Origin of the sequence: Streptomyces celluloflavus (assembly GCA_000720995.1) — a bacterium.
Classification (GTDB): Bacteria; Actinomycetota; Actinomycetes; order Streptomycetales; family Streptomycetaceae; genus Streptomyces; species Streptomyces celluloflavus.
The window spans coordinates 183,988-208,678 of sequence record JOEL01000007.1 but is presented as its reverse complement, the minus strand read 5'-3'; the positions used below and the strand labels follow the sequence as shown (position 1 = coordinate 208,678).

Sequence of the window (24,691 nt, the reverse complement as noted above, 5' to 3'; positions counted from 1 at the left end):
AGGTAGTGGGGCTGGGGGGGACTTGGGGGCTTCGATGGCTTCCGGGGGGGGTGGGGGCTCGGGGGCCTCGATGGCTTCCGGGGTTTCCAGGACTTCCGGGGGCGGTGGGGTGGTTGCGGTGCTTGATGCTCGGGTGTTGTCCGGGTGGGTGCTGGGGCCGGCCGCCGGGCGGATGACGACGGTCGCGGTGCGGGCGGCGGCGTACGGGACGGGGGCGGCGGGCGCGGGCGGGCGTGAGGGCGACGGGCTTCAGGGGGGCCTGTTCTGACCGCGTTCGCGGGGTGCGTGGGCCGGTGACGGGACTCCCTTCGTCCCGGGGAGGAAGATCGGACCCCGGCGCGGAATACCGGACCCCGACGAGGAAGACCGGACCCCGACGAATGCGGAATGGGGTGCCTGCCTCGTCCACTTCGAGAAGCGCAAGCCGTCCCTCGGAACCTGCGCTCGGGCGTTCGGGCCCTCGCGTATTCACGGGCACGCCTGCTTCTCTGAACTGGCGATAACCCGGGTGAAGAGGCGCGAGGGAAGATCGTGATTGTCCCGGCTCGCCTCCGGGCCAGGAACTACTGTCGCGAGCATGGTCGAACACGATGCCCTCAGTGCCACCAGCGAGGCTTACGACGCTGCCGCCGCCACCTATGCGCAGATGTTCCGCGACACGCTGCGTGACAGGCCCCTGGACCGCGCGATCCTGGGCGCGTTCGCCGAGGCCGTAGGCGCGAGTGGGGACGGTCAGGTCGCGGACCTGGGGTGTGGGCCCGGCCATATCACTGCCTATCTGGACGAGCTGGGGCTGGCGGTGTTTGGTGTTGATGCCTCTCCGGCAATGATCGAGTTGGCTCGACAGGCATATCCGGGCCTGCGGTTCGACGTGGGCTCGATGGCCGCGTTGAACATCGCTGACGGTGCGCTGGGCGGCGTACTCTCACGTTGGTCCGTCATCCACACCCCGCCGCGGGAACTCCCCGTCATCCTGGCGGAGTTCCACCGCGTGCTGGCACCTGGCGGCCACCTTCTGATCGGCTTCTCGGCAAGCGATGACCCGTCTCACCCGACGCAGGTCTTCGATCACACGGTCGCGCCGGCCTACCGGTGGTGGCCTGATCACCTCGCCGCGATGCTGCGCGAGTCCGGGTTGACCGAGGTGGCCCGGATGGTGCGCGAGCCGCAGCCCACCGACCGGCGGCAGTTCCGGGAGACTCAACTGCTCGCCCGCAAAGCCTAGGCGGGGCTTTCTGATCGAGTGCATGACCGCGTCCAGCCTGCTGGGCGGGGAGCCTCGCTCGCCTGGGCTTGCCCATGTTCGGCCGGCTCGCGGGGTGCCGTGACGGCACGGGGATCCCTTGGTTGCCGACAACGAGGCCCGTCACCTGGCGCACAGCAGGTGCACCGACGGTTAAGGCGGGGGAAGGCTCGCTGTGCCGCTGGTGTTCTTGGTATTGGTGATGTCGCTGATGCGGTTGGCATGGTGGGCGTTGCTGGCCTTGTTGAGAGGGGAGGGGGCGGCGTGACGGTAGGTGGTGTGGCGGCGGATGGTGCTGCTGCGGACGGTTTGGTCGTGGACGGTGCGGTCCTGGATGGTGCGGTCCCAGATGGTTCGGAGCAAGTACGGGCGTTTTGGAGGGAATTGGGGCTTCCTGGGCTAGTTGATGTGCATACGCACTTCATGCCCGAGCGGGTGATGGCGAAGGTCTGGGCGTATTTCGATGCCGCCGGGCCGCTGGTGGGCAGGGAGTGGCCGATCGCGTACCGGTTGGCGGAGGAGGAGCGGCTGGCGGTGCTGCGGGGCTTCGGTGTGCGGGCCTTCACCTCGATGATTTATCCGCACAAGCCCGGTATGGCGGTATGGCTGAATGGCTGGGCGGCCGGATTCGCGGCCCGTACGCCCGGCTGTCTGCGGACCGCGACGTTCTTTCCGGAGGACGGGGCGGCGGCGTACGTCCGTGCCGAAGTGGCGGATGGGGCCCGGGTGTTCAAGGCACATGTGCAGGTCGGCGGGTACGATCCGGCCGGTCCGCTGCTCGATCCGGTGTGGGGTGCCCTCGCGGAGGCCGGGACGCCGGTCGTCATCCACTGCGGCTCCGGTCCGGTGCCGGCCCGGTACACCGGGCCCGGACCGGTCGCCCGGCTGCTCGCCCGCCATCCCCGGCTGCGGCTGGTCATCGCGCACCTGGGGATGCCGGAGTACGTCGAATTCCTGGACCTGGCGGAACGCTATCCGGGCGTGCACCTCGATACGACGATGGCCTTCACCGACTTCTTCGAGCGGACCGCGCCGTTCCCGCGTGCCGCACTCGGCCGGCTCGCGGACCTCGGCGACCGGGTGCTCTTCGGCAGCGACTTCCCCAACATCCCCTACGGGTACGCCCATGCGCTGGAGGCGCTCACCCGGCTGGAACTGGGCGAGGAGTGGCTGCGGGCGGTCTGTTACGGGAACGGGGCGCGGCTGTTCGGGGTGGGGTGAGCGGGGCGGCGGGCGGCCGTAGCGCCAGCAGTAGAGCTGTGGGGCGGGGTCCGTGGGGGCTCGGCCGGGCCGGGTGTGCGGGGGTTCAGGCGTCGGCCGCCGCCGCGCGTTCGGTGGCGGCCGTCACGGCGGCGGCCAGGTGGGACATGGCCGTACGGAGGTCGGCCAGGGTCGCTTCGTCGGCGACGCGTTCCGTGGCGCGGTCGATCTTCGCGCCGATGGCGGGGATCTCGCGGCAGGCGGCGGTGACGACCTCGGCCGTCAGCATGCGCAGGGTCTCGCGGAGCTGGGCGTGGGCGTAGTCACCCCCGGTGGGGGATGGCGAGGCGGTGATCACCGCGACCGGCTTGTGCATCAACTCGGCGCTGCTGACCAGCCAGTCGAGGGCGTTCTTGAGGGTGCCGGGGGCGCCGTGCGCGTACTCGGGGCTGACGATGAGAACGGCGTCGGCGTCCGCGACGGCGGTGCGCAGGGCGGCGACCGGGGCGGGTGGTGTGGCGCCCTCGCCGTCCAGGTCCGGATTGAAGTGCGGGAGCGATCCGATGTCGGCGGTGGCGGTCGGCCCGTCGACGAGGGCGAGGGCGGAGCGCACCACCGCACCGTTGGACGAGCGGGCGCGGAGGCTGCCGGAGAGGGCGAGGAGCTTCATACCCGCGACCGTACGGGACGGGCAGAGAGAGGGAGGGAAGGAGGGGGGAGGGAAAGGAGACAGGAGGCTACGGGAGGGGGAAGAGGGGTGGGCCGAGAGGCGTGGGTGTGGGTGAGGACCGGTGATTGTCAGTGGTGGCTGCCATGCTGAACGCGTGTTGATCGGGCTGGACCGCGCGGGGGGCGGCCCAGCCCGGTCGGACGGGTTGCCGGGGCGACGTGACGGGTCGTCGAGGGGACGGGACGGACGGGGGGCGAGCGACGGGATGGACAGGGGCCGAGCGAAGGGACGGGCGGCGTGCCGAGGGGGTGGGTGGTACGGGAAGTCGGGGGAGAGGGGTTGCCGAGGGGACGGGAACGGATGTCGAGGGGACGGGACGCCGACAGGGCAGAGTGGGGCGATGTAACGGGGGCGGGATGTGACGGGGGCGATGTGAGGGGGACGGGATGTGACGGGGCGTTGAGGGCGAGTTGGGCGTGAGGGACGGACGGGGGAGCTGGTGACGGTGACGTCTACGGGGTGAGGAGTTCGCGCGCGGGCGGGGGATCTCGCGTCGAGCCGGGTGGGAATGCCGGGCGCGGGACCGGATGGGGTACGCGCGCGGGATCGGACGGGTACGCGCGCGGGGATTCTCAGGAGATTCACAGGAATCGGCAAGGGAGATCTCACCGGGATTGATGAGGCTGGGGTCATGACCGTGACTCCGTCGTCCTCAGCGTCGTCCCGTCCGTCGTACGCCGTGTCTGACTCCGTGTCGTCCGCCGTGGCAACCGCTGCTCCGGCCGTGGCGGTGCCCGCAGCGGCATCGTCGGTGGCGTCATCGGTGGCAGCCCCTGTGGTGTCCTCCGCGGTGTCAGGCGCGGCGGGCTCCGTGTCCACGGCTCCTTCCACGGCGCCTTCCACAGCTCACTCCTCCTCCGGCGTGAAAGGTGCGCGGCGTATACGGGGCGCGCAGGCCGTGCGGGGTGTGCCGGGGGAGAGCGGGGCGGCGGCGCGGGCGACGGGTAAGAAGCCGGAGTTGTTGCGGGCCGACGGCAGCCCGGTGCGGGTGCTGGTCGTGGACGACGAGTCCTCGCTGGCCGATCTGCTGTCGCTGGCGCTGCGGTACGAGGGCTGGGATATCCGGTCGGAGGGGGACGGCGCGGGCGCGTTGCGGTGCGCTCGCAGCTGGCGGCCGGATGCGGTGCTGCTCGACGTGATGCTGCCCGATATGGACGGGCTGACCGTACTGGGGCGGCTGCGCCGGGACTTGCCCGACGTTCCGGTGTTGTTCCTGACGGCCAAGGACGCGGTGGAGGACCGGATCGCCGGGCTGACGGCGGGCGGCGACGACTACGTCACCAAACCGTTCAGCCTGGAGGAGGTGGTGGCCCGGCTGCGCGGGCTGCTGCGCCGGGCCGGGACCGCGGCCGCGCGCAGCGAATGCCTGCTCACGGTGGGGGATCTGGTACTCGACGAGGACAGTCACGAGGTGTGGCGGGACGGTCAGGAGATCCATCTGACGGCCACCGAGTTCGAGTTGCTGCGGTATCTGATGCGTAATCCGCGGCGGGTGCTGAGCAAGACGCAGATCCTGGATCGGGTCTGGAGCTATGACTTCGGCGGCCAGGCCAATGTCGTGGAGCTGTATATCTCGTACCTGCGGCGGAAGATTGACGCGGGCCGCGAGCCGATGATCCATACCCGGCGCGGTGCGGGGTATCTGATCAAGCCGGGCGGGTAGCCGGCCGATGCCCGGGACGCCGCCCGTATCACCCGTACCGCCCGTATCGCCCGTGCTGCCCGTATCAGCCGCGCCGCCCGAATCATCCGTGCCGCTCCCCGTATCCCCTGTGCCGCCCGAACCGCTGCCGCCGCCCGTATCGTCCGAGTCGCCGGCACGGTCCGAACCGTCAGTGCCCTTCGTACCCTCTTCGCCCTCTTCGCCCTCCGCACCACCCATATCCCCCACACCTCCCGCACCCTCCATGCCGTCCGTCCCGCCATCGGCCCCCGGTGAGGGGCCGACCGGCCGACCCGGCCCCCGCCGACCTGACTCGCGTCTGCCTGGCCCGCGCCGACCCGGCCCCCGCCGACCCGGTCCGCGTCTGCGCGGCCCGCGGCGGCGGTGGTCGTTGCGGACCCGGCTCGTGGTGTCGGCGGTGGCGCTGATCGCCGTGGTGGGGGCCGTTATCGGTACGGTCACCACCATCGCGCTGCACTCCTATCTGCAGGGGCAGCTGGACTCGCAGCTGCGGGAGTCCGTCGTCCGTTCCCAGGCGCCCCGCCCGCACGACCCGATGCGCAACCAGAGCCTGGACTTCGTCGCGATGGGCGGTCTGCCGATCGGGACGGTGGGGGCGCGGGTCGCGCCCGGCGGCCTGGTCGAGGACGGTGCGCGGAACAACGCGTCCACCAGCCGGTTGCCCGGCGAGCGGCTGGACCCGCTGACCGGCCACCAGGTCGCGGCGCTGAACTCCGTACCGCGGGACGGTGCGCCGCACACCGCCGAGCTGCCCGGTCTGGGCGACTACCGCGTGCAGTTCACCGGGGACGGTGCGGCCGTGCTCGGCCTGCCGCTCTGGTCCGTCGACAACACCGTTGGGACCCTTGTTCTCGTGGAGGCGTGTGTGACAGTCGCCGGTCTGATCGCGGCCGGGATCGCGGGCGCCGCCATGGTCGGCATCGCGCTGCGGCCGCTGCACCGGGTCGCGGCCACCGCCACCCGTGTCTCCGAACTCCCGCTCCACCAGGGCGAGGTGGCGCTGCACGTCCGGGTGCCGGAAGCCGAGGCCGATGCGCGTACCGAGGTGGGGCAGGTCGGCGCGGCGCTGAACCGGATGCTGGGGCACGTCGGGTCCGCGCTGTCGGCGCGGCAGGAGAGCGAGACGCGGGTGCGGCGCTTCGTCGCCGACGCCAGCCATGAGCTGCGTACGCCGCTCGCGTCGATCCGGGGCTATGCCGAGCTGACCCGGCGCGGGCGGGAGCTGCCCGGCCCGGAGACCCGGCACGCGCTGGGGCGGATCGAGTCCGAGGCGGAGCGGATGACGGGGCTGGTGGAGGACCTGCTGCTGCTGGCCCGGCTGGATTCCGGCCGTCCGCTCGCCTGCGAGAGCACCGATCTGTCGCCCCTGGCCGTCGATGCGGTCAGCGATGCGCGGGTCGCCGGCCCCGGCCACCGGTGGCGCCTCGAACTGCCCAAAGACCCCGCACTGGTGCTCGGTGACGGCGACCGGCTGCACCAGGTACTGGCCAATCTGCTGGCCAACGCCCGTACGCACACGCCCGAGGGGACCACCGTCACCGCCCGGGTGGTGGCCGCCGCGGGCACCGCGCAGCCGGGCCGGCCGGCGGTCGTCCGCCTGGAGGTGCAGGACGACGGGCCCGGTATCCCGCCCGACCTCCTGCCGCGGGTCTTCGAACGGTTCGCGCGCGGCGACGCGTCCCGCTCCCGCGCCGCCGGCAGCACCGGACTCGGCCTCGCCATCGTCCAGGCCGTGGTCGCCGCGCACGGCGGTACGGTCGCGGTCGAAAGCGTGCCCGGCCGGACGGTGTTCGGGGTCACCCTCCCGGCCGCGTGAGGAAGGGCGGACCAGTTGTCTTCGCCCTTCCCGACTCACAGCCAGGACACAGGTTCAGCACACGGCGGTGACAGGGCGGTTGGCCAGTGTCGTCGGCATGACGACGACACAGCCGGCCCGCGCACCGTTGGGCTCCCTCCCGCCACGCGAGCATCTGCGCCTGGGCCAGATCGAGACGGTCCTCGACGTCGTGGTCCCCGTCTACAACGAGGAGACCGACCTCGAACCCTGTGTACGACGGCTGCATGACCACCTCACCCGCACCTTCCCGTACGGCTTCCGGATCACCATCGCCGACAACGCGAGTACGGACCGTACGCCCGAGGTCGCCGCGCGGCTCGATGACGCGATCGACGAGGTCACCGCCGTACGGCTGGAACAGAAGGGGCGGGGGAGGGCGCTGCGCACGGTGTGGTCACACTCCGAGGCGCCGGTGCTGGCCTATATGGACGTCGATCTGTCCACGGATCTGAACGCGCTGCTGCCGCTGGTCGCGCCGCTGATCTCCGGCCACTCCGACCTGGCGATCGGCTCGCGGCTGGCGCGCAGTTCGCGGGTCGTCCGCGGCCCCCGGCGCGAGTTCATCTCGCGCGCCTACAACCTGATCCTGCGCGGTTCGCTCGCCGCCCGGTTCTCCGACGCGCAGTGCGGATTCAAGGCCGTACGCGGCGATGTCGCCGAGCGGCTGCTGCCGATGATCGAGGACAGCGGCTGGTTCTTCGACACCGAGATGCTGGTGCTCGCCGAACGGGCCGGGCTGCGGATCCACGAGGTGCCGGTGGACTGGGTCGACGACCCGGACAGCACCGTGCACATCGTCCGTACGGCGACCGACGACCTCAAGGGCGTGTGGCGGGTGGGGCGGGCGCTGGCCACCGGCGGGCTGCCGCTGGACCGGCTAGCCCGGCCCTTCGGCGACGACCCCCGGGACCGTGAGCTGTCCGGGGTGCCGGGCGGGCTGGCCCGGCAACTCGTCGGCTTCTGCGTCGTCGGCGCGCTGAGCACGCTGCTCTATCTGGGCCTCTACTCCCTCTTCCGGCTCGGTGTCGGCCCCCAACTGTCCAATGCCTGCGCCCTGTTGGTGTCCGCCGTCGTCAATACGGCGGCCAACCGGCGGCTCACCTTCGGGGTGCGCGGCCGGGACCGGGCGGTCCGCCACCAGGCCCAGGGGCTGGTCGTCTTCGCCATCGGACTGGTCCTGACCAGCGGTTCGCTCGCGGCCCTCGACGCCGCCACCGGCCGGCCCTCGCACGGCACCGAACTCGCCGTGCTGGTGGCCGCCAACCTCGCGGCGACGGTGCTGCGGTTCCTGCTCCTGCGCGCCTGGGTCTTCCCGGAGCCCGATCGCGGGGAGCCCGTGAGCCCCACCGGCCCCCCGAGCGGCTCCGTGAGCCCCACCGGCTCCCCGAGCAGCTCCGTGAGCCCCATCGGCCCCCCGAGCCCCGCTGGTACCCCAAGCACCACCGCTACCCCGAGCGCCCCCGGCTCCCCGAGCCCCACCAACACCCCCAACGCACAGCGCAACCCGAACGACCCCACCAGGAGCGCCCGATGACCCCGCAGCAGCCCAGCATCCCGGCGCCGCCACCGAATCCCCCGGGTTCGTCGCAGAACGCGCAGAGCACGCAGAGCACGCAGAGCACGCAGGCCACGCATCCCCTGCCGGCCCCACCACCCCCACCCGTACGCAGCTACGAGCCCCGGTCCGGGCTGCGGGGGCTGCCCGAGCGGATCGTGCGCGGCCGTCCGGAGGATCCGCGCTGGGCCCGGCCCGCGCTGCTGGTGCTGCTGGCGGTCACCGCCGTGCTCTACCTCTGGGATCTGGCGGCCTCCGGTTACGCGAACCAGTTCTACTCGGCCGCTGTGCAGGCCGGCAGCGAGAGCTGGCAGGCGTTCTTCTTCGGCTCCTCGGACGCGGCGAACTCCATCACGGTCGACAAGCCCCCGGCCGCCCTGTGGCCGATGGCGCTCTCCGTACGCCTCTTCGGGCTCAGTTCCTGGGCGATCCTGGTGCCCGAGGCGCTGATGGGCGTGGCGACGGTCGGGGTGCTGTACGCCGCCGTACGGCGCAGGTTCGGTGCGGCGGCCGGGCTGCTGAGCGGTGCGGCGCTGGCGCTGACCCCGGTCGCCGCCCTGATGTTCCGCTTCAACAACCCCGACGCGCTGCTCTGCCTGCTGATGGTCTGCGCGATCGCCGCCGTGCTGCGCGCCCTGGCGGACGGCCGGACGAAGTGGCTGGTGCTGGCCGGTGTCTGCTTCGGGCTCGGTTTTCTGACCAAGACGCTCCAGGCGTGGCTGATCCTGCCGGCACTGGCCCTGGTCTACGCGTGCTGTGCGCCGGTAGCGCTGCGCCGCCGGCTGGGCCAGTTGCTGCTCGCGGGGCTGGCGATCGTGGTGTCCGGCGGCTGGTGGGTGGCGATCGTCGAACTGATGCCGGCGTCCGCGCGCCCGTACATCGGCGGTTCGCAGCACAACAGCTTCCTGGAACTGACCTTCGGCTACAACGGGTTCGGCCGGATCAACGGCAACGAGACCGGCAGCGTCGGCGGCGGTGGCCACCGGGGCGGGGGCGGCGGTGGCGGCTGGGGCGATACCGGTCTCACCCGGCTGTTCTCCTCCGACATGGGCGGCCAGATCTCCTGGCTGCTGCCCGCCGCGCTGATCCTGCTGGTCGCCGCCGTGTGCGTGCTCCGGCGGGCCCGGCGCGCCGTCGCCGCCGAACAGGCCGCGCAGCGGGCGGAGTTCCTCGTCTGGGGCGGGGCGCTGCTGATGACGTTCGCGATCTTCAGCTTCATGTCCGGGATCTTCCACCAGTACTACAACATCGCGCTGGCGCCCTATATCGCGGCGCTGGTCGGTATGGGGGCGACGCTGCTGTGGCGGCGCGGTGGCCGGTCGGCGCCGGTGGTCCTCGCCGGGACGGTGGTGGTGACCGCCGTCTGGTCGTACGTCCTGCTGGACCGTTCGCCGGACTGGCTGCCGTGGCTGCGCTGGGTGGTGCCGGCGCTCGGCCTGGCGGCGGCGCTGGGGCTGCTGCTCACGGCACATGCGGGCCGCCGCCGGCTCGCGGCGCTCGCGGCGGCGTTCGGGGTGGCGGCGGCGCTGGCGGGCCCGCTCGCGTACACGCTCGACACGGTCGGCACCCCGAAGGGCGGTTCGATCATCACGGCCGGACCCGCGGTCCAGGGCGGCCGGGGCGGACCGGGCGGCGGATGGCCCGGCGGCGCATGGCCCGGCGGTAAGGGCGGCAAAAACGGAAAGGGTGGCAACGGTGGTATGCCGGGCATGCCAGGTATGCCGGGTGCGCCGGGTGCCGGCCAAGGCGGACGGGGCACCGGTCAGGCGCAGGGTGGCAGCCATGGCCAGTTCCCGCAGGGCTTCCCCGGTGGGCCGGGCGGTATGGGTGGTGCGGCGGCCGAGCGGTTCGGTGGCCGGATGGGCGGTATGGGCGGCGGCGGTATGGGCGGTCTGCTCAACGGCAGCAAGGTGAGCGACCGGGCCAAGGCGCTGCTGGAGAAGGATGCCGACCGGTACACCTGGGCCGCCGCGGCCATCGGCTCGCAGAACGCCGCGAGCTACCAACTGGCCACGGAGCGGCCGGTGATGGCGATCGGCGGCTTCAACGGCAGCGACCCGTCGCCGACCCTCGGCCAGTTCAAGCAGTACGTCCGGGACGGCAGGATCCATTACTTCATCGCCGGGGAGCGGGGTGAGCCGGGCGGACAGGGTGAGCCGGGCGGTCCGGGCGGACAGGGCGGACCGGGCGGTCGCGGGGGCTTCGGCGGCGGCAAGGGCCACTCGTCGGAGATCACCTCGTGGATCGAGCAGAACTTCACGAAGGTGACGGTGGGCGGCGCCACGTTCTACGACCTGACGCGGCCGGCCTGACCCGCCGGAATGTCCACCGAAGCGCCCGCCCGATAATGAAATGTACGGCGTATAAGACTCCCTGTACGGTGTAAAGCGATCCGCTCGCACCGTACAGGGAGCCTTCATGCCCACCGTGACCTCCGACGTCACCGTCGTGTCCCGTCAGCCACCCGACCGCCACCCCGCCCGCTGGCTGATCCTGGCGGTCATCTGCCTCGCCCAGCTCACGGTGGTCCTCGACAACACCGTGCTGAACGTCGCCGTGCCCTCCCTCACCGAGGAGCTGGGCGCGACCACCGCCGATGTGCAGTGGATGCTCAACGCCTATTCGCTGGTCCAGTCCGGTCTGCTGCTCACCGCGGGCAATGCCGCCGACCGCTACGGCCGGAAGAAGATGCTCGCCATCGGACTGGCGCTGTTCGGTCTCGCCTCGCTCGGTGCCACCCTCGCCCAGACGCCCGCCCAGCTGATCGCCGCCCGCGCCGGTATGGGCATCGGCGGCGCCCTGCTGATGACCACCACCCTCGCCGTCATCGTGCAGGTCTTCGACGAGGCCGAGCGCCCCAAGGCGATTGGCATCTGGAGCGCGATCAGCTCCCTCGGCTTCGCCGCCGGGCCGCTGATCGGCGGTTCGCTGCTGAACCACTTCTGGTGGGGCTCGCTCTTCCTGATCAACCTGCCGGTGGCGCTGATCGGGCTGCTCGCCGTGGTCGCGCTCGTCCCCGAGTCGAAGAGCCACGGCGGTGAGCGTCCCGACCTGCTCGGCGCGCTGCTGTCCATGGTCGGCATGGTCGGCGTGATCTTCGCGATCATCTCCGGGCCCGGACACGGCTGGCTGTCGGGCCGGGTGCTGATCTCCGCGGCCGTCGGCGTCGTGGGGCTGATCCTCTTCGTGCTCTGGGAGCTGCGCGTCCCGCATCCGATGCTGGACATGCACTTCTTCCGCAATTCCCGGTTCGTCGGCGCCGTCTCGGGCGGCATCCTCGTCGCCTTCGGCATGGGCGGTTCGATGTTCCTGCTCACCCAGCACCTCCAACTGGTGCTCGGCTACGGCCCGCTGGACGCGGGGCTGCGGATGGCGCCGCTCGCCGGCACGGTCATCCTGGTCAACTTCAGCGGGCTGAGCACCCGGCTGGCGCCGCGGCTCGGCACCTCCGGCATGATCCTCTCCGGGATGACGCTGCTGGCGGGCGGTCTCGCCGCCATCGCCACCCTCGGCGGGGACAGCTACGGCGGCATGCTGACCGGTCTGATCGTCATGGGTGTCGGCATCGGGCTCGCCATGCCCACGATGGCCAACGCCATCATGTCCGCGATCCCGCCGGCCAAGGCCGGCGTCGGCGCCGGGGTCAACGGCACGCTGATGGAGTTCGGCCAGGGCCTCGGTGTCGCCGTCCTCGGCGCGGTCCTCAACTCCCGTTTCGTCGCGCTGCTTCCGCTGGTCGCGGCCGGTGCCGGATCGCTCCCCGAGGCCCTCGCCGCGGCCCGTACGGATGCCGAGCGGACCGCCGTCCACGACGCCTTCGCGGCCGGTATCGGCACCAGCCAGCTGGTCGGCGCGGCGGCGGTGTTCCTCGGCGGGCTGCTCGCCGCGGTGCTGCTGCGCCGGGCCGCGGGCCCCGGGGACGAGGGCGGCGCCGGTGCCGCGGCGCAACCGGCCGCCGCCACGGCGGAATAGCATCAGCGGTACGACCCGTATGCCCCGTACGCGAGGTACGGGGCATACGGCGGGGCTTCAGCGAAAGGGAGGGGCGCCATGACAGCGACGGACGGCGGCACCGGGAAGCGGCTGCGCAGTATCTGGCTGGCCGAGCGCCCCCGCCCCAGGCGGAAGGCGGACCAGCCGGCCGGACTGGACCTCGACAAGATCGTCGCGGCGTCGGTCCGGCTGCTGGACGCCGAGGGGCTGGCGAAGTTCTCGATGCGCCGGCTCGCCGCCGAGCTGGGCGTCACCGCGATGTCCGTCTACTGGTACGTCGACACCAAGGACGACCTGCTGGAACTGGCCGTTGACGCGGTGGCCGGCGAACTGACGCTCCCGGACGAGTCGGACGACGCCGCCGACTGGCGCGACCAGCTGCGCGTCCTGGCCGTCGGCTACCGCGACACGCTGCTGCGGCACTCCTGGGCGGCCCGGCTGCTGGGCGAGTTCATCAACGTCGGCCCGCACGCGAGCGCCTTCTCCAACGCCACGGTCCGGGTCATGCACCGCACCGGTCTGGCGCCGGAGCGGATCTCCGGCGCGCTGGCCGCCGTCTTCCACTTCGTCTACGGCTTCTCGACGATCCGGGCTCTGCACGAGGCGCGCTGCCGGGCCGCGGGCATCAGCCTGGACGACTACTTCGCCCAGATCGCCGCCGCGCTCTCGGAACGCCCGGAGCTCGCCGAGGCGCTGGAGCTGTCCGCCGGGACCGCGTACGCCGGCGGGGGCGACGCCCTCGACACGCTGGACCGGGACTTCACGTTCGCCCTGGACCTCCAGATCGCGGGGATCGAGGCGATGCGGGACGGCGGCGGAGCCTGAGGCCCCGCCGCCGTCCCGCCCCGCCCCGCCGTCAGCCCGTCAGCCGGTCGGCAGGCTCTCGCCCTGCACCGCCTGGATGTCCAGTTCGACCTTCAGCGTCGTGCCGATCGCCGCGATCCCGGCCGCGACGACCTGGTTGTAGTTCATCTTGAAGTCCTCGCGGCGCAGCGCGGCGGTGGCCCGGAAGGCCGCCCGCACCCCGCCCCACGGGTCGGGGCCGGTGCCGAGATAGCTCAGGTCCAGGTCCACCGGCCGGACGACGCCGTGCAGGGACAGCTCGCCGTGCACCGTCCAGCGGTCCGCGCCGGCCGGCTCCAGACCGCTGCTGCGGTAGGTGAGTTCGGGGAACTCCGCGACGTTCAGGAAGTCCGCGGAGCGCAGATGGTCGTCGCGCAGACCGTTGCCGGTGTCGATCGACTCGGCCTTCATGACCGCCTGGACGGTCGAGTGCGCCAGGTCCTCGGCGATCTCGATCCGGCCGCTGAACTCGGTGAACCGGCCGTGCACGCTGGAGATCCCCAGGTGCTGGGCGACCGCGGCCACCGTCGAGTGCACCGGGTCGACCGTCCAGACACCGGGCGGCGGCAGCTCCGTACCGCCCTGCCGCGCCAGCACCACCGTGCCGGCGTCCAGCCGGCCGCTCGCCGTCACGATCGCACCGGCCGCCGCCGGGGCGTAGCCGACGGCCGTCACGATGACCGTGTACGGACCGGTGGGCAGCGGCTGTTCGCCGCGGACGGTGCCGTCCTCGTCGGCCGGTGCGCGCAGCACCTGGGCACCCGCCATATCGGTGACGGTCAGTACGGCGTGCTGGACCGCCCAGCCGTCCCGTGTGCGGATCCGCGCCCGTACTCCCGCAGTTCCCGCGCCCGTCGAAGTCATTGCCACTCCCGTTTCTTGCCTGGTACGTGTCGGGCCCCGGGCGGCGGCGTGCAGGCCGTCCCCTGCCTGTGCGCACGGCCGCCGCCGGGGCCCTGGGGCCGGGCCGGGGCGCGTCGCCGCTCACGGCGCGCCCGGCCCGGGGTTTCGCATCCCGGGCGGTTCACCCGGGGCCGGGTCAGTCCCCGGGGTGGGCGAGGTCGATGTCGTGGCCGTCGACCCCGCGTGCGTCCACCTGGAGGCCGGTGGCGACCGGCGGGTAGCCGCTCGCGATGACCGTGTAGTCGCCGGCGTCCAGATCGGTGAAGGCGTACGCGCCGTCCGCACCGGTCGTCGAGGTGGCGACGACGTTGCCCGCCGCGTCCACCAGCGTGACCCGGGCGTCCGTCAGCGGGTCGCGCCCGCCGCCCGCCCGGACGGTGCCCTGCACCCGGGCGCCGGACAGCAGCTCGATCTCGATATGGGCCGTGCCCTGGCCGCCGACCTCGACGGGCAGTGCGGTCGGCCGGTAGTCCGCCGCGTTCACGGCGACGGTGAAGGTGCCGGCGGCCAGTTCGTCGAAGGCGAAGTAGCCCTCGGCCCCGGTCTTCCCGGTGGCCAGCACCTCGCCGCGGACGTCGGTGACGACGACCATCGCACCCTCGACCGGCTCACCGGTGACCGCGCCGCGGACCTGGCCGCCGAGGCCGCTGGTGCCGCTGAGCAGGATGTCGTAGCCGACCGGCCGGTCGCCGACGACGACCGTGGACGCCTGCGGCTGGTGGCCGTCGGCCGCCGCGATCAGGACGTACGAGCCGGCGCCGGGGGCGTCGAGCGTGTACGCGCCGTCGGCCTGGGCGACCGAGCGGCCCAGCTGGCGCCCGCCGAGCGAGATCAGCGTCACCGCGGAGCGCGGTACCGGACCGCCCTCGGCGTTGCGGACGAAGCCGTGCACCGCCGGACCGGCCGGGGTGGCGTCCCCGCCGCCCGCCGAGGCGAACGCCGCCAGCGGCTGAGTGGCCGCCGCCGGGGCCGGCTGGGCCCAGGAGGGGGTGTGGCCGTCCTCGGCGGAGCCGGCCGACGGGGCGCCCACCAGCGCGGGCTCCCGCTCCTCGGCGGCCGCCGGGGCGGCGGTGTCGGCGGAGGTCAGGACGGCGGTACCGGCCGGGGCCGTCGAACCGGACGCGCCCTGCTCCAGCCCGCCCCGGGTCTTCAGCGCGACCTCCTTGATGAACAGGGTGAAGAGGAAGGCGAGCAGCGCGCAGGGCGCGGCGTACATGAAGACATCGGCGACACCGTGTCCGTAGGCGCTCTCCATGATGGTCCGCAGTGGAGCCGGCAGCGCGGACAGGTCCGGGATGCCACCGCCGCCGGCTTGGCCCATCTGCGCGGCCTTCTCGGGACCGAATGTCTCGACCAGGCCGTCCTTCACGTAGTGCGTGACGCGGGTGGAGAGCACCGCACCGAGCACCGAGACGCCCACCGCACCACCGAGGGAGCGGAAGAAGGTGACCAGCGAGGAGGCGGAGCCGAGGTCCTCGGGGGCGACCTGGTTCTGGGTGGCCAGCACCAGGTTCTGCATCATCATGCCGATGCCGAGACCCATCAGCGCCATGAAGATCGCGATGTGCCAGTACGTGGTGTCGTAGCGGATGGTGCTCAGCAGGCCCAGGCCCGCGGTCAGCAGCACACCGCCGGTGACCAGCCACGCCTTCCAGCGGCCGGTCTTGGTGATGACCTGGCCCGAGACGGTCGAGGAGACGAAGAGACCGGCGATCATCGGGATCGTCATGACACCGGACATCGTCGGTGATTGGCCGCGCGCCAGCTGGAAGTACTGGCTGAAGAAGACGGTGCCGGTGAACATCGAGATACCGACGAAGAGCGAGGCCACCGAGGCCAGCGTGATCGTCTTGTTGCGGAACAGCCGCAGCGGGACGATCGGCTCCTTCGCCCTGGACTCGACGAAGACGAAGACCGCGCCGAGCACGATCGCGCCGCCGACCATCACGAAGGTCTGCCACGACAGCCAGTCGTAGTTGCTGCCGGCCAGCGTCACCCACACCAGCAGCAGCGAGACCGCCGCGCTGATGAAGAAGGCGCCCGTCCAGTCGACCTTGACGCCCTCGCGCTTGACGACGGGGAGCTTCAGGGTCTTCTGGAGCACGATCAGCGCGATCACCGCGAAGGGCACGCCGACGTAGAAGCACCAGCGCCAGCCGAGCCAGCTGGTGTCGGTGATGACGCCACCGAGCAGCGGGCCGCCGACGGTGGCGACGGCGAAGGTGGCACCGAGGTAGCCGCTGTACCGGCCGCGCTCCCGCGGCGAGATCATCGCGGCCATCACGATCTGGGCCAGGGCGGACAGACCGCCCACGCCTATGCCCTGGATCACCCGGCACGCGATCAGCATGCTGGTGTTCTGCGAGAGCCCGGCCACCACCGAGCCCAGTACGTAGATGACCAGCGCGGCCTGCACCAGCAGCTTCTTGCTGAACAGGTCGGAGAGCTTGCCCCACAGCGGGGTGGTCGCGGTCATCGCCAGCAGCGACGCCGTCACGACCCAGGTGTAGGCGCTCTGGCCGCCGTCGAGTTCGTGGATGATCTGCGGCAGCGCGTTGGAGACGATCGTCGACGAGAGGATCGCGACGAACATGCCGAGCAGCAGCCCGGACAGCGCCTCCATGATCTGACGGTGCGTCATCGGGCCACCGGCGGGGGCGTCGTGACCGCCGCCCCCGTGCTTGGCGTGGCCGCCCCGCACACCGGCTGGTGTGGTCGTAGCCATGTAGTTCCTTTTCATCCTGCGGGTGTACGGGTGGTGGAGTCGTGATGCGCCCGGATACGGCAGTCGCCGAAGCTCGAACGGAGCCTGGCGAGCAGCTCGGTGAGATGCCCGACGTCGGTGTCGGTCCAGTCATCCAGATACCGGGCGAGTGTTTCGGCGGAGCGTTTGGCGAGGTCGTTGAGGACCTCCGTGCCGCTCGGGGTCAGGCGCAGCAGCCGCGACCGCTTGTCGGCGGGGTCGGGCTTCCGCTCGATCCAGCCGCGCTCGGCGGCGTGCGCGACATGCCGGCTGGTCACCGACATGTCGATCGCGAGCAGCTCGGCGAGCTGGCTCATCCGCATCTCGCCGTGCCGGTCGAGAAGGGTGAGCACACCCGCCGAGGCGGGCGGGCAGTCCGGGGGGAGGATCCGCCCCATTCCGCGTTTGACGGCGCCGATGGCACTGAGTTGCCTGGCCAGCTCTTCGTACTGACTCCGAGCGGCCATGAGCTCCTCCACGATCATTTGTTGCTTCGGGCAACCATAAACTCTGTTGGTTGCTGAAGGCAAACGATTTTGGGGGTCCGGCGGTAAAGGGAGCCAAAATTCTCCCCCGCGACCGGGTCAAAAGGCGGACAGCGGTACGCGCACCCATCCCCCCTCCACGAGCTCCCCGCACCCCCTCGGGCACCCCCGGTTGTGCCCGGACGCGCCCCAGAGGTGCCCCGTCAACTCCCCGTTCGCTAGGGTCCTTCCCCATGGCGACCAACCCGCAGAACCAGGCCGAGGGCAACTACGACCCGGCGGGCAGCACGCAGATGTTCCGAGCCTTCGTCGACGAGGGCGCCCCGCCCCAGCCCGCCGGCTCCCGCCGCGCCGCGGCCCCCCAGCCCGCGGGCTCCCGCCGTGCCGCATCGGGCGGCCCCAGTGTCGGCCTCATCGTCGGCGTGATCGTCGCGATCCTGGTCGTCGTGGGCGCGGCCTGGCTGGCCCTCGGGTAGGTGGCGCCGGGGGCGGCTCCGGGGCCGTCCCCTATATAGCTGCCTCCGCGGCCGCCTCTCCCGCTGTACTCAGTAGTCCTCGGCCGTCCTCTGTGCCCGCGTCTGTGCGCGACTTCCGGTATGCGCCGCCTGTGCGTGACTTCCCGTACGCGTCCGCTGTGCGCTCCCGTCTCTGACTTCCGTGTGTTCCGTGTGTGACTTCCGTACGACCGAGGGGCCCGGCGATGCCGGGCCCCTTCGCTATGCGTGCGCCGCCCAGGCTCCGCCCGTCCGTCCGCCCGTCCGCGCGATCGGGTGCAGGCGCGCGCGGACTGCGGCTCCGCCGGGCCGGAGCACGTTACGTTGCCCCATATCTCCCTATTCGGGTCTTTTTAGGTCTTTTCGGCAGCATCTGGAGTGATGGCATGAGGCAGCTCTGCAAGGCTCTCGGCGCGGTGGTCCTGGCGGCGGTGGTGGGCGTGGCGGTACCCGGATCGGCCCAGGCGGCCACCGGTGACCTCAAGGTCGGCTTCACGACGTACCACAACCCGCGCGGCTGCTACGAGAGCGATATCTTCCCCCTCATCGTCGGGAACCAGACCGACCAGGTGGCGAACGTCTACGACCGGCCGGGCTGCCAGGGGCCCGTCGCGGGCCAGGTCAAGCGGGGCGAGTCCAAGACCTTCGAGTTCGGGGCGAGCGTGCGCATCCAGTGACGGCCACCGGATGACCGGCGGCCCCGCGGCCGGGCCGGCCCGTCGGCCGTCGTCGACCGGACGGGGCCGCCGCGGGCCGTCCGGCGCCGTCAGCCGTACGAGGCCGACCATCGGCCGCGTGCGAAGTGGCATACACCGTCGGGCGTGATGTGCACCCGGCTGCCGTAGATCGGCAGGCCGCCCTCGGCGTTGAGCCGGTGCCGGATGCGTTCCAGCGCCGTCCACAGGCGCCGCGGGCCGCCCTGGTGGACGGCGGGCGGCCGGATCCACGTCGCCGAGGCACGGGCCCATGAGCCGTCGGGGTGTACCAGCCACGCCGTGCGCTGCTCGCCGCGTTCCTCGTAGTGGCACTCCACCCCGGGTGCGGCGAGTTCGAGCATGGCGTGCACATCCCACGCTTCGGCCACGTTCAGCACCGGATAGCGGCCCTCGGTCACGTCCTCGCCCGCACGGTCCCGTACGGCGGCGAACAACTCGCCCGCGTCGGAAGGGTAGGTGGAGCCGGTACGGGTGCGCATGAACCCGGCCCGGTCCCATTCGACCACCCCGCGTGCGCCGCCGTCCGGCTCCTTGTCGGCCGTGACGATCACGTGCATACGGGCGAGGGTGGTCACCAGCCGTCCGCCGGGCCGGAGCGCGGCCAGCACACCGGCGAGATTGCGCAGGGCCACCATCGACACGATGCGGTCGAAGTCCCCGGGGAGCGATTCCGTCGCGTCACAGGTGACCACCCGGGGGGACATGCCCAGCGAGGCGAGCCGCGCCGTCGCGGCCTCGGTCAGGTAGGGGTCCACGTCCATGGCCGTGACGTGCCCGGCCCCGAGCCGGTGCACCGCGAGGGCGGTACTGGCCCCGGTGCCCGTGCCGATCAGGCCGAGGTCGGCACCGTCGTACAACAGCCCGTGGCGCAGCATCCGCACCACCAAGCCGGGCATGGTGCCCGACGACGTGGGCACCCCGCTCGGCCGCTCGTCGGGGCTCGCGTCGTCGGCGTGCCGCGGGCCGACCCGGGTCACCAGGGACGTGTCCGAGTAGGCGGCGCGCAGCCATGCCGACGCGTCTCCCGGCCCGTCCCGCAGCGCCCACGCGCCATCGCCCGCCGGTTCCCACCACCGGGGCACGAAGACGTGCCGGGGGGTACCGGCGACCGCGTCCCGCCACCGGGAGACGGCCGGAGTCACCTCGGCCGCGAGCCGTTCGGCGTGCGTCTTCCACTCCATGGGCAGCCTCACTCGTCGTACTTGAGGTCGCATGCATCCCGCTCGGCGGGCGAGCAGTCGCCGCTGTCCGACGCGGGCTTGCAATCCGGGTCGCACGAGTTGCCGTCGGCGCGGGCCGGGATCGCGTGCAACGCCTCGGCCCACGACTCGCCCCCCAGGATGGCGGCCAAGCCGCTCTTTCGGACGTTGCCGGTGACCAGCCATCGCGACATCACGCACGGCGTCACCTCTCCCGAGGGCAGCACGGCCACCTGTCCGTGCCCGCAGCGCCCGCAGAGCTCCGTCGCGTCTGCCTCGGTGCCAGGCAACGAGGCCCGGCCGAGGTGCCGTGTCCGGTCCGTGCGGATCTGCGTCACGCCGAGTGCTTCCAGTTCCCGGCGCGCCTCGGCCACGCGTTGCCCCCGCAAGACGGACACGATGCCGACGCGCAGCGGGATACCGCGCCGTACGGCCTCGGCGATGTGGGCCCGGGTCCGCTCGTAGCTCCCCGGCCGGGTCGTGATCGCGTCGTGTTCTTCGGCGCGGTCGCTGTAATAGCTGGTGGCCAGCTTCACGCCCTCGCGCGCGAGCACACTCCACCAACCGGGCTTGATGTGGAACAGGTTGCTGTAGACCTCGACCCCGATGCCGAGACACAGCGCGCGGTCGACCAGTTCCGCCCAAGCCGGGTGCATGGTCGGCTCGCCGCCGATGAGCTGTACTTCGCGCATGCCCAGCGCCGCGGCGTCACTGATCACTCGCCGCCAGTCGTCGGCCGTCATCGCGCCGTGCGTGCCGTGTGGCCCCGATTCGGCAAAGCACTGCGTGCACTGGAGCTGACAGGCCCCGGTGATCTCCAGTTCGACAACCTTCGGGGCGGTCGCCGTGCTCTCTACGACCGTGCTCATTGCCGCTCCTTCGGTCTCGGTGTGCTCCGTGACTTCGACCCTGGCGGGGACTCGACGGACCCGATACACGGCTCCGCAGACTCCGCCCCGTACCCGCCCCACGCCAGGAATCCGGCATCGCGCCCCAACGGACGCCTGCGCCGCATTATTTACGGCGCCGCATAAATCCGGAGGTCGGTTTTTCCAGAAAGATGGAAGTGGCGTTTTCTGTAAGCGCATACGGTCAGAAAAGATCGAACGGGTCCGGATTCTGGGCCATATCCCCTAGATCGCGCACCATGACTCCCCCCCCGGAGAACATTCGACCGTGGCCCGCCATAAGGATCCCCCCCAGAATTCCAGGCCCCGCAAGAACTTTGCGTGATACTCCCAGGTCATCGTTTCGCTCTTTCGGGAATTTCTCCGCGGGGGTCGGGAAGGGCCGGTTCCGGGGATGCCGGGGGATAGTGTGGCCGCTTCCCGCGACCCGCCTCGGAGGTGGCTGCCCGGTGTCCGACAGTTTTGTTCACCTGCATAATCACACCGAATACTCGATGCTCGACGGAGCCCAGCGGCTGAAGCCGATGTTCGCGGAGGTCGCGCGGCAGGGAATGCCCGCCATCGCCATGAGCGATCACGGCAATATGTTCGGTGCGTACGAATTTCAGCAGGTGGCCAAGGGCTTCGACGGGGTGAAGCCGATCATCGGGATCGAGGCGTATGTCGCCCCCTCCTCGCGCCGCAATCGCAAGCAGGAGTTCTGGGGCCCCGGCGGTGTCCGGGCGATGGCGGATGACGGTGAGGGTTCGAAGGATGTCAGTGGTGGTGGCCGCTTCACCCATATGACGATGTGGGCGCGGAACGTCACGGGTCTCCAGAACCTGTTCCACCTGTCGACGGAGGCGTCGTACACGGGCCAGTTCCCGGCCGGTAAGCCGCGCATGGACCTGGAGCTGATCGCCGAGCATGCCGAGGGGATTATCGGGACGACCGGCTGCCCCTCGGGCGCCATCCAGACCCGGCTCCGCCTGAACCAGTACGACGAGGCCCGGGAGACCGCCGGCCGCTGTCAGGACATCCTCGGGAAGGAGAACTACTTCCTGGAACTGATGGACCACGGCCTGGACCTGGAGCGCGGCGTCCGCGGTGACCTGCTGCGGCTGGCGAAGGAGCTCGCCATCCCCCTCCTGGCCACCAACGACGCGCACTACGTCCTCGAAGAGCACGCGGACGCCCACGACAACCTGCTCTGCATCGGCGTGGGCAAGAACAAGGACGACCCGAACCGCTTCCGGTTCAACGGCACCGGCTACTACCTCAAGACCGCCGCCCAGATGCGCGAGCTGTTCGCCGAGATCCCCGAGGCGTGCGACAACACGCTGCTGATCGCCGAGCGCATCGAGTCGTACGCGTCGGTCTTCGAGAACGTCGACGAGATGCCGAACTTCCCCGGCGTTCCCGACGGCGAGACCCAGGAGTCCTGGCTGCGCAAGGAGTGCCTCCGGGGCCTCGCCATGCGCTACGGCGACCCGGTCCCCGCCGAGGTCCTGGCGCGGTTCGAGACCGAGATGGCGGTCATCGGCCCGATGAACTTCTCCAGTTACTTCCTCGTCGTCGCCGACATCTGCCGCCACGCCCGCGACAACAGGATCCCCGTCGGCCCCGGCCGCGGCTCGGCGACCGGCTCCATCGTCGCGTACGCCACCCGCATCACCGAGCTGTGCCCGCTGGAGCACGGCCTGCTCTTCGAGCGGTTCCTGAACCCCGAGCGCATCAACCCGCCGGATGTCGACCTCGACTTCGACGACCGCCAGCGCGACCGGATGGTGCGCTACGTCGTCGAGAAGTACGGCGACGCGTACACGGCCATGGTGAACACCTTCGGCAAGCTCAAGGCCAAGAACGCCATCAAGGACACCTCGCGGCTGCTCGGCTACCCCTTCTCGCACGGGGAGCGGATCACCAAGGCGCTGCCCCCGGACGTGATGGGCAAGAGCATCCCGATCAGCGGGATCTTCGACTCCGCGCACCCTCGGTACGGCGAGGCGGGCGAGATCCGCTCGCTGTACGAGAGCGAACCGGACGTGAAGCGGGTCGTCGACGGCGCCAAGGGCGTCGAGGGCCTGATCCGCAACACCGGTGTGCACGCCGCCGCCGTCATCCTGTCGAAGACCCGGCTCACGGACCGCATCCCGCTGCACATGCGCGCCAAGGACGGCGTCAAGATCACCGGCTTCGACTACCCGTCCTGCGAGGACATGGGCCTGGTCAAGATGGACTTCCTCGGTCTGCGCAACCTGGGAGTCATCGACCACGCGCTGCAGAACATCCGCGAGAACCGCGGTGTCACCATCACCACCGACACGGTCCCGCAGAACGGCGACCGGCCGATCCCGCTGGACGACACCGCCACCTTCGAACTGCTCGCGCGCGGTGACACCTTCGGCGTGTTCCAGCTCGACGGCGCCGGTATGCGCACCCTGCTGAAGCTGATGGAGCCCTCCCGGTTCGAGGACATCGCGGCCGCCCTCGCCCTCTACCGCCCCGGCCCCATGGCGGCGAACGCCCACACCAACTACGCGCACCGCAAGACCGGCCGCCAGCAGATCGAACCGATCCACCCGGAGCTCAAGGACGCGCTGGAGCCGATCCTCGGCAACACCTTCCACCTGCTCATCTACCAGGAGCAGATCATGGCCATCGCCCGGCAGCTCGCCGGCTACACCCTCGGCGGCGCCGACCTGCTGCGCCGCGCCATGGGCAAGAAGAAGCCCGAGGTGCTGGCCGCCGAGTGGGAGAAGTTCCACGGCGGTATGCGGGGCAACGACTACAGCGAAGAGTCGGTCAAGGCGCTGTGGGACGTCATGCTCCCGTTCTCCGGCTACGCCTTCAACAAGTCGCACACCGCCGGGTACGGGCTCGTCTCCTACTGGACCGCCTACCTCAAGGCCAACTTCCCGGCCGAGTACATGGCCGCGCTGCTCACCTCGGTGGGCGACGACAAGGACAAGGCGGGCATCTATCTGGCGGACGCCCGCAAGCTGGGGGTGCAGGTGCTGCCCCCGGACATCAACGAGTCCGTCGCCAACTTCACCGCCGTCGGCGACGATGTGCGGTTCGGCCTGCGTTCCGTGCGGAACGTCGGTGAAGGCGTCATCGAATCGCTGGTCGCCTCCCGCAAGTCCAAGGGAAAGTACGCGTCCTTCCCCGACTTCCTCGACAAGGCCGATATCGCGGCACTCAACAAGCGGGCCGTGGACTCGCTGATCAAGGCGGGTGCCTTCGACTCGCTCGGGCACACCCGCAAGGGCCTGTCCGCCGCCCACGAGGACGCCATCGACGCGGTCATCCCGGTGAAGAAGGCCGCCTCCTTCGGACAGGACGACCTCTTCGCGGGGATGGGCGGCGGAGGCAACGATGAGCAGCCCGTGTTCGGGCTGGACTTCCCCATCGGCGAGGACGAGTGGCCCCGCAAGCAACTCCTGTCCACGGAACGGGAGATGCTCGGCCTGTACGTGTCGGCGCATCCCCTGGACGGCACCGAACACATCCTGACGCGCAACCGCGACACCACGATCAGCGAACTCCTCGGCTCGGGCCGCACCGAAGGCGTGGTGCGCCTGTCCGGCCTCATCACCAACGTCGACCGCCGGATGACCAAGCAGGGCAGCGCCTGGGCGATCGTCAACCTCGCCGACCGGGACGGCGAGATGGAGATCCTGTTCTTCCCGGCCACCTACGGCCTGGTCCAGCACGCGCTGATCCCGGACAGCGTGATCTCCGTCCAGGGCCGGCTGAACGAGCGGGACGGGGTGGTCAACATCTACGGGCAGGAGATCCAGCTGCTGGACATCTCCTCCGCCGAGAGCGGCGGCCGGCCGCCGGTACAGCTCGCGTTCTCCGCGTACCGGGTCAACGAGCCCGTGGTCGCCGAGCTGAAGCGGATCCTCACGGCCCACAAGGGCGAAAGCCCGGTACGGCTACGACTCGGGACGCCCGGCCGGACGGTCGTGTACGAGCTGGGCTTCCTGGTGGATCCGGCCTCGCTCGCCTCCGACGTCAAGGGCGCCTTCGGGCCGGGTGTGTGGCTGGGCGTGACGTGACCGGGCCGGACGTACGGTTGCCGAGCGGGGCGTCCGCGCGCCGGTCACACTGGTGCTGAACACCGAACCCCCTGAGCCCATCGTGACCCGGTGGCTCAGGGCCGACGCACCGGAG

Annotated in this window: 19 protein-coding genes; 12 read left to right on the top strand and 7 right to left on the bottom strand. The window is 71.2% G+C overall.

Annotated features, from left to right (window positions below; all coding sequences use genetic code 11):
• Positions 1–136 precede the first annotated feature (136 nt).
• Both IH09_RS39730 and IH09_RS09370 read left to right on the top strand, forming a co-directional pair.
• On the top strand, positions 137–268 hold the full coding sequence (locus IH09_RS39730) for a hypothetical protein (RefSeq protein ID WP_275126356.1): 132 nt from the start codon (positions 137–139) through the stop codon (positions 266–268).
• Between the two features lie 309 nt (positions 269–577).
• Positions 578–1,225, top strand: a complete 648-nt coding sequence (locus tag IH09_RS09370) for a class I SAM-dependent methyltransferase (protein WP_052855637.1) — start codon at positions 578–580, stop codon at positions 1,223–1,225.
• Positions 1,226–1,396: 171 nt separating this feature from the next.
• Here IH09_RS09370 and IH09_RS39725 read toward each other — a convergent pair whose 3' ends face one another.
• A complete protein-coding gene (locus IH09_RS39725) occupies positions 1,397–1,606 on the bottom strand; it encodes a hypothetical protein (protein ID WP_240151020.1) in 210 nt (69 codons plus the stop codon).
• Between IH09_RS39725 and IH09_RS09365 the strand changes: the two genes are divergently transcribed.
• Positions 1,508–2,464 carry an amidohydrolase family protein gene (locus tag IH09_RS09365; protein ID WP_318279414.1) on the top strand — a complete coding sequence of 319 codons (957 nt, stop codon included), beginning with the start codon at positions 1,508–1,510 and terminating at the stop codon, positions 2,462–2,464. The genes IH09_RS39725 and IH09_RS09365 overlap by 99 nt on opposite strands.
• A gap of 85 nt (positions 2,465–2,549) precedes the next feature.
• Here the strand turns inward: IH09_RS09365 and IH09_RS09360 are convergent, their stop codons facing one another.
• Positions 2,550–3,113 (bottom strand): NADPH-dependent FMN reductase, encoded by a 564-nt coding sequence (locus tag IH09_RS09360; RefSeq protein WP_052855635.1) that lies wholly within the window; start codon positions 3,111–3,113, stop codon positions 2,550–2,552.
• A 1,021-nt stretch (positions 3,114–4,134) separates the two neighbouring features.
• Here IH09_RS09360 and IH09_RS09355 point away from each other — a divergent pair.
• The 6 genes from IH09_RS09355 to IH09_RS09330 all read left to right on the top strand — a co-directional run bounded on the left by IH09_RS09355 (position 4,135) and on the right by IH09_RS09330 (position 13,067).
• Entirely contained in the window at positions 4,135–4,836 is a 702-nt protein-coding gene (locus IH09_RS09355; protein ID WP_052855634.1) for a response regulator transcription factor, read from the top strand.
• A 244-nt stretch (positions 4,837–5,080) separates the two neighbouring features.
• Complete coding sequence (locus IH09_RS09350; protein ID WP_094793739.1) at positions 5,081–6,673, top strand: sensor histidine kinase; 1,593 nt, start codon at positions 5,081–5,083, stop codon at positions 6,671–6,673.
• Between the two features lie 97 nt (positions 6,674–6,770).
• The gene (locus tag IH09_RS09345) at positions 6,771–8,228 is read left to right on the top strand and encodes a glycosyltransferase (RefSeq protein ID WP_240151005.1); all 1,458 of its coding nucleotides are present in this window, start codon (positions 6,771–6,773) and stop codon (positions 8,226–8,228) included.
• A complete protein-coding gene (locus IH09_RS09340; protein WP_110952171.1) occupies positions 8,225–10,561 on the top strand; it encodes an ArnT family glycosyltransferase in 2,337 nt (778 codons plus the stop codon). The genes IH09_RS09345 and IH09_RS09340 overlap by 4 nt, the downstream gene beginning before the upstream one ends.
• Positions 10,562–10,667: 106 nt before the next feature.
• Positions 10,668–12,221 (top strand): MFS transporter, encoded by a 1,554-nt coding sequence (locus IH09_RS09335; RefSeq protein ID WP_052855633.1) that lies wholly within the window; start codon positions 10,668–10,670, stop codon positions 12,219–12,221.
• 78 nt (positions 12,222–12,299) lie between these two features.
• Positions 12,300–13,067 (top strand): TetR/AcrR family transcriptional regulator, encoded by a 768-nt coding sequence (locus tag IH09_RS09330; protein ID WP_052855632.1) that lies wholly within the window; start codon positions 12,300–12,302, stop codon positions 13,065–13,067.
• 39 nt (positions 13,068–13,106) lie between these two features.
• On the opposite strand, the gene IH09_RS09325 is transcribed toward IH09_RS09330, so the two are convergent.
• The 3 genes from IH09_RS09325 to IH09_RS09315 form a co-directional block, all read right to left on the bottom strand.
• Positions 13,107–13,949, bottom strand: coding sequence for a YceI family protein (locus tag IH09_RS09325; RefSeq protein ID WP_052855631.1), 843 nt, complete (start codon positions 13,947–13,949; stop codon positions 13,107–13,109).
• A 175-nt stretch (positions 13,950–14,124) separates the two neighbouring features.
• A complete protein-coding gene (locus tag IH09_RS09320) occupies positions 14,125–16,713 on the bottom strand; it encodes an MFS transporter (RefSeq protein ID WP_052855630.1) in 2,589 nt (862 codons plus the stop codon).
• 11 nt (positions 16,714–16,724) lie between these two features.
• A complete protein-coding gene (locus tag IH09_RS09315; RefSeq protein WP_052855664.1) occupies positions 16,725–17,198 on the bottom strand; it encodes a MarR family winged helix-turn-helix transcriptional regulator in 474 nt (157 codons plus the stop codon).
• A gap of 251 nt (positions 17,199–17,449) precedes the next feature.
• Between IH09_RS09315 and IH09_RS09310 the strand changes: the two genes are divergently transcribed.
• On the top strand, positions 17,450–17,692 hold the full coding sequence (locus IH09_RS09310; protein WP_052855629.1) for a hypothetical protein: 243 nt from the start codon (positions 17,450–17,452) through the stop codon (positions 17,690–17,692).
• Positions 17,693–18,096: 404 nt separating this feature from the next.
• Positions 18,097–18,387: a hypothetical protein gene (locus tag IH09_RS09305; protein WP_052855628.1), complete on the top strand. Its 291-nt coding sequence runs from the start codon at positions 18,097–18,099 to the stop codon at positions 18,385–18,387.
• Between the two features lie 89 nt (positions 18,388–18,476).
• Here the strand turns inward: IH09_RS09305 and IH09_RS09300 are convergent, their stop codons facing one another.
• Positions 18,477–19,607, bottom strand: a complete 1,131-nt coding sequence (locus tag IH09_RS09300; protein ID WP_052855627.1) for a methyltransferase domain-containing protein — start codon at positions 19,605–19,607, stop codon at positions 18,477–18,479.
• Between the two features lie 8 nt (positions 19,608–19,615).
• The gene (locus tag IH09_RS09295) at positions 19,616–20,494 is read right to left on the bottom strand and encodes a radical SAM/SPASM domain-containing protein (RefSeq protein ID WP_052855626.1); all 879 of its coding nucleotides are present in this window, start codon (positions 20,492–20,494) and stop codon (positions 19,616–19,618) included.
• Positions 20,495–20,982: 488 nt separating this feature from the next.
• On the opposite strand from IH09_RS09295, the gene dnaE reads away from it, so the two are divergent.
• Positions 20,983–24,576 (top strand): DNA polymerase III subunit alpha, encoded by a 3,594-nt coding sequence (gene dnaE / locus IH09_RS09290; protein ID WP_052855625.1) that lies wholly within the window; start codon positions 20,983–20,985, stop codon positions 24,574–24,576.
• The last annotated feature ends 115 nt before the right edge of the window (positions 24,577–24,691 follow it).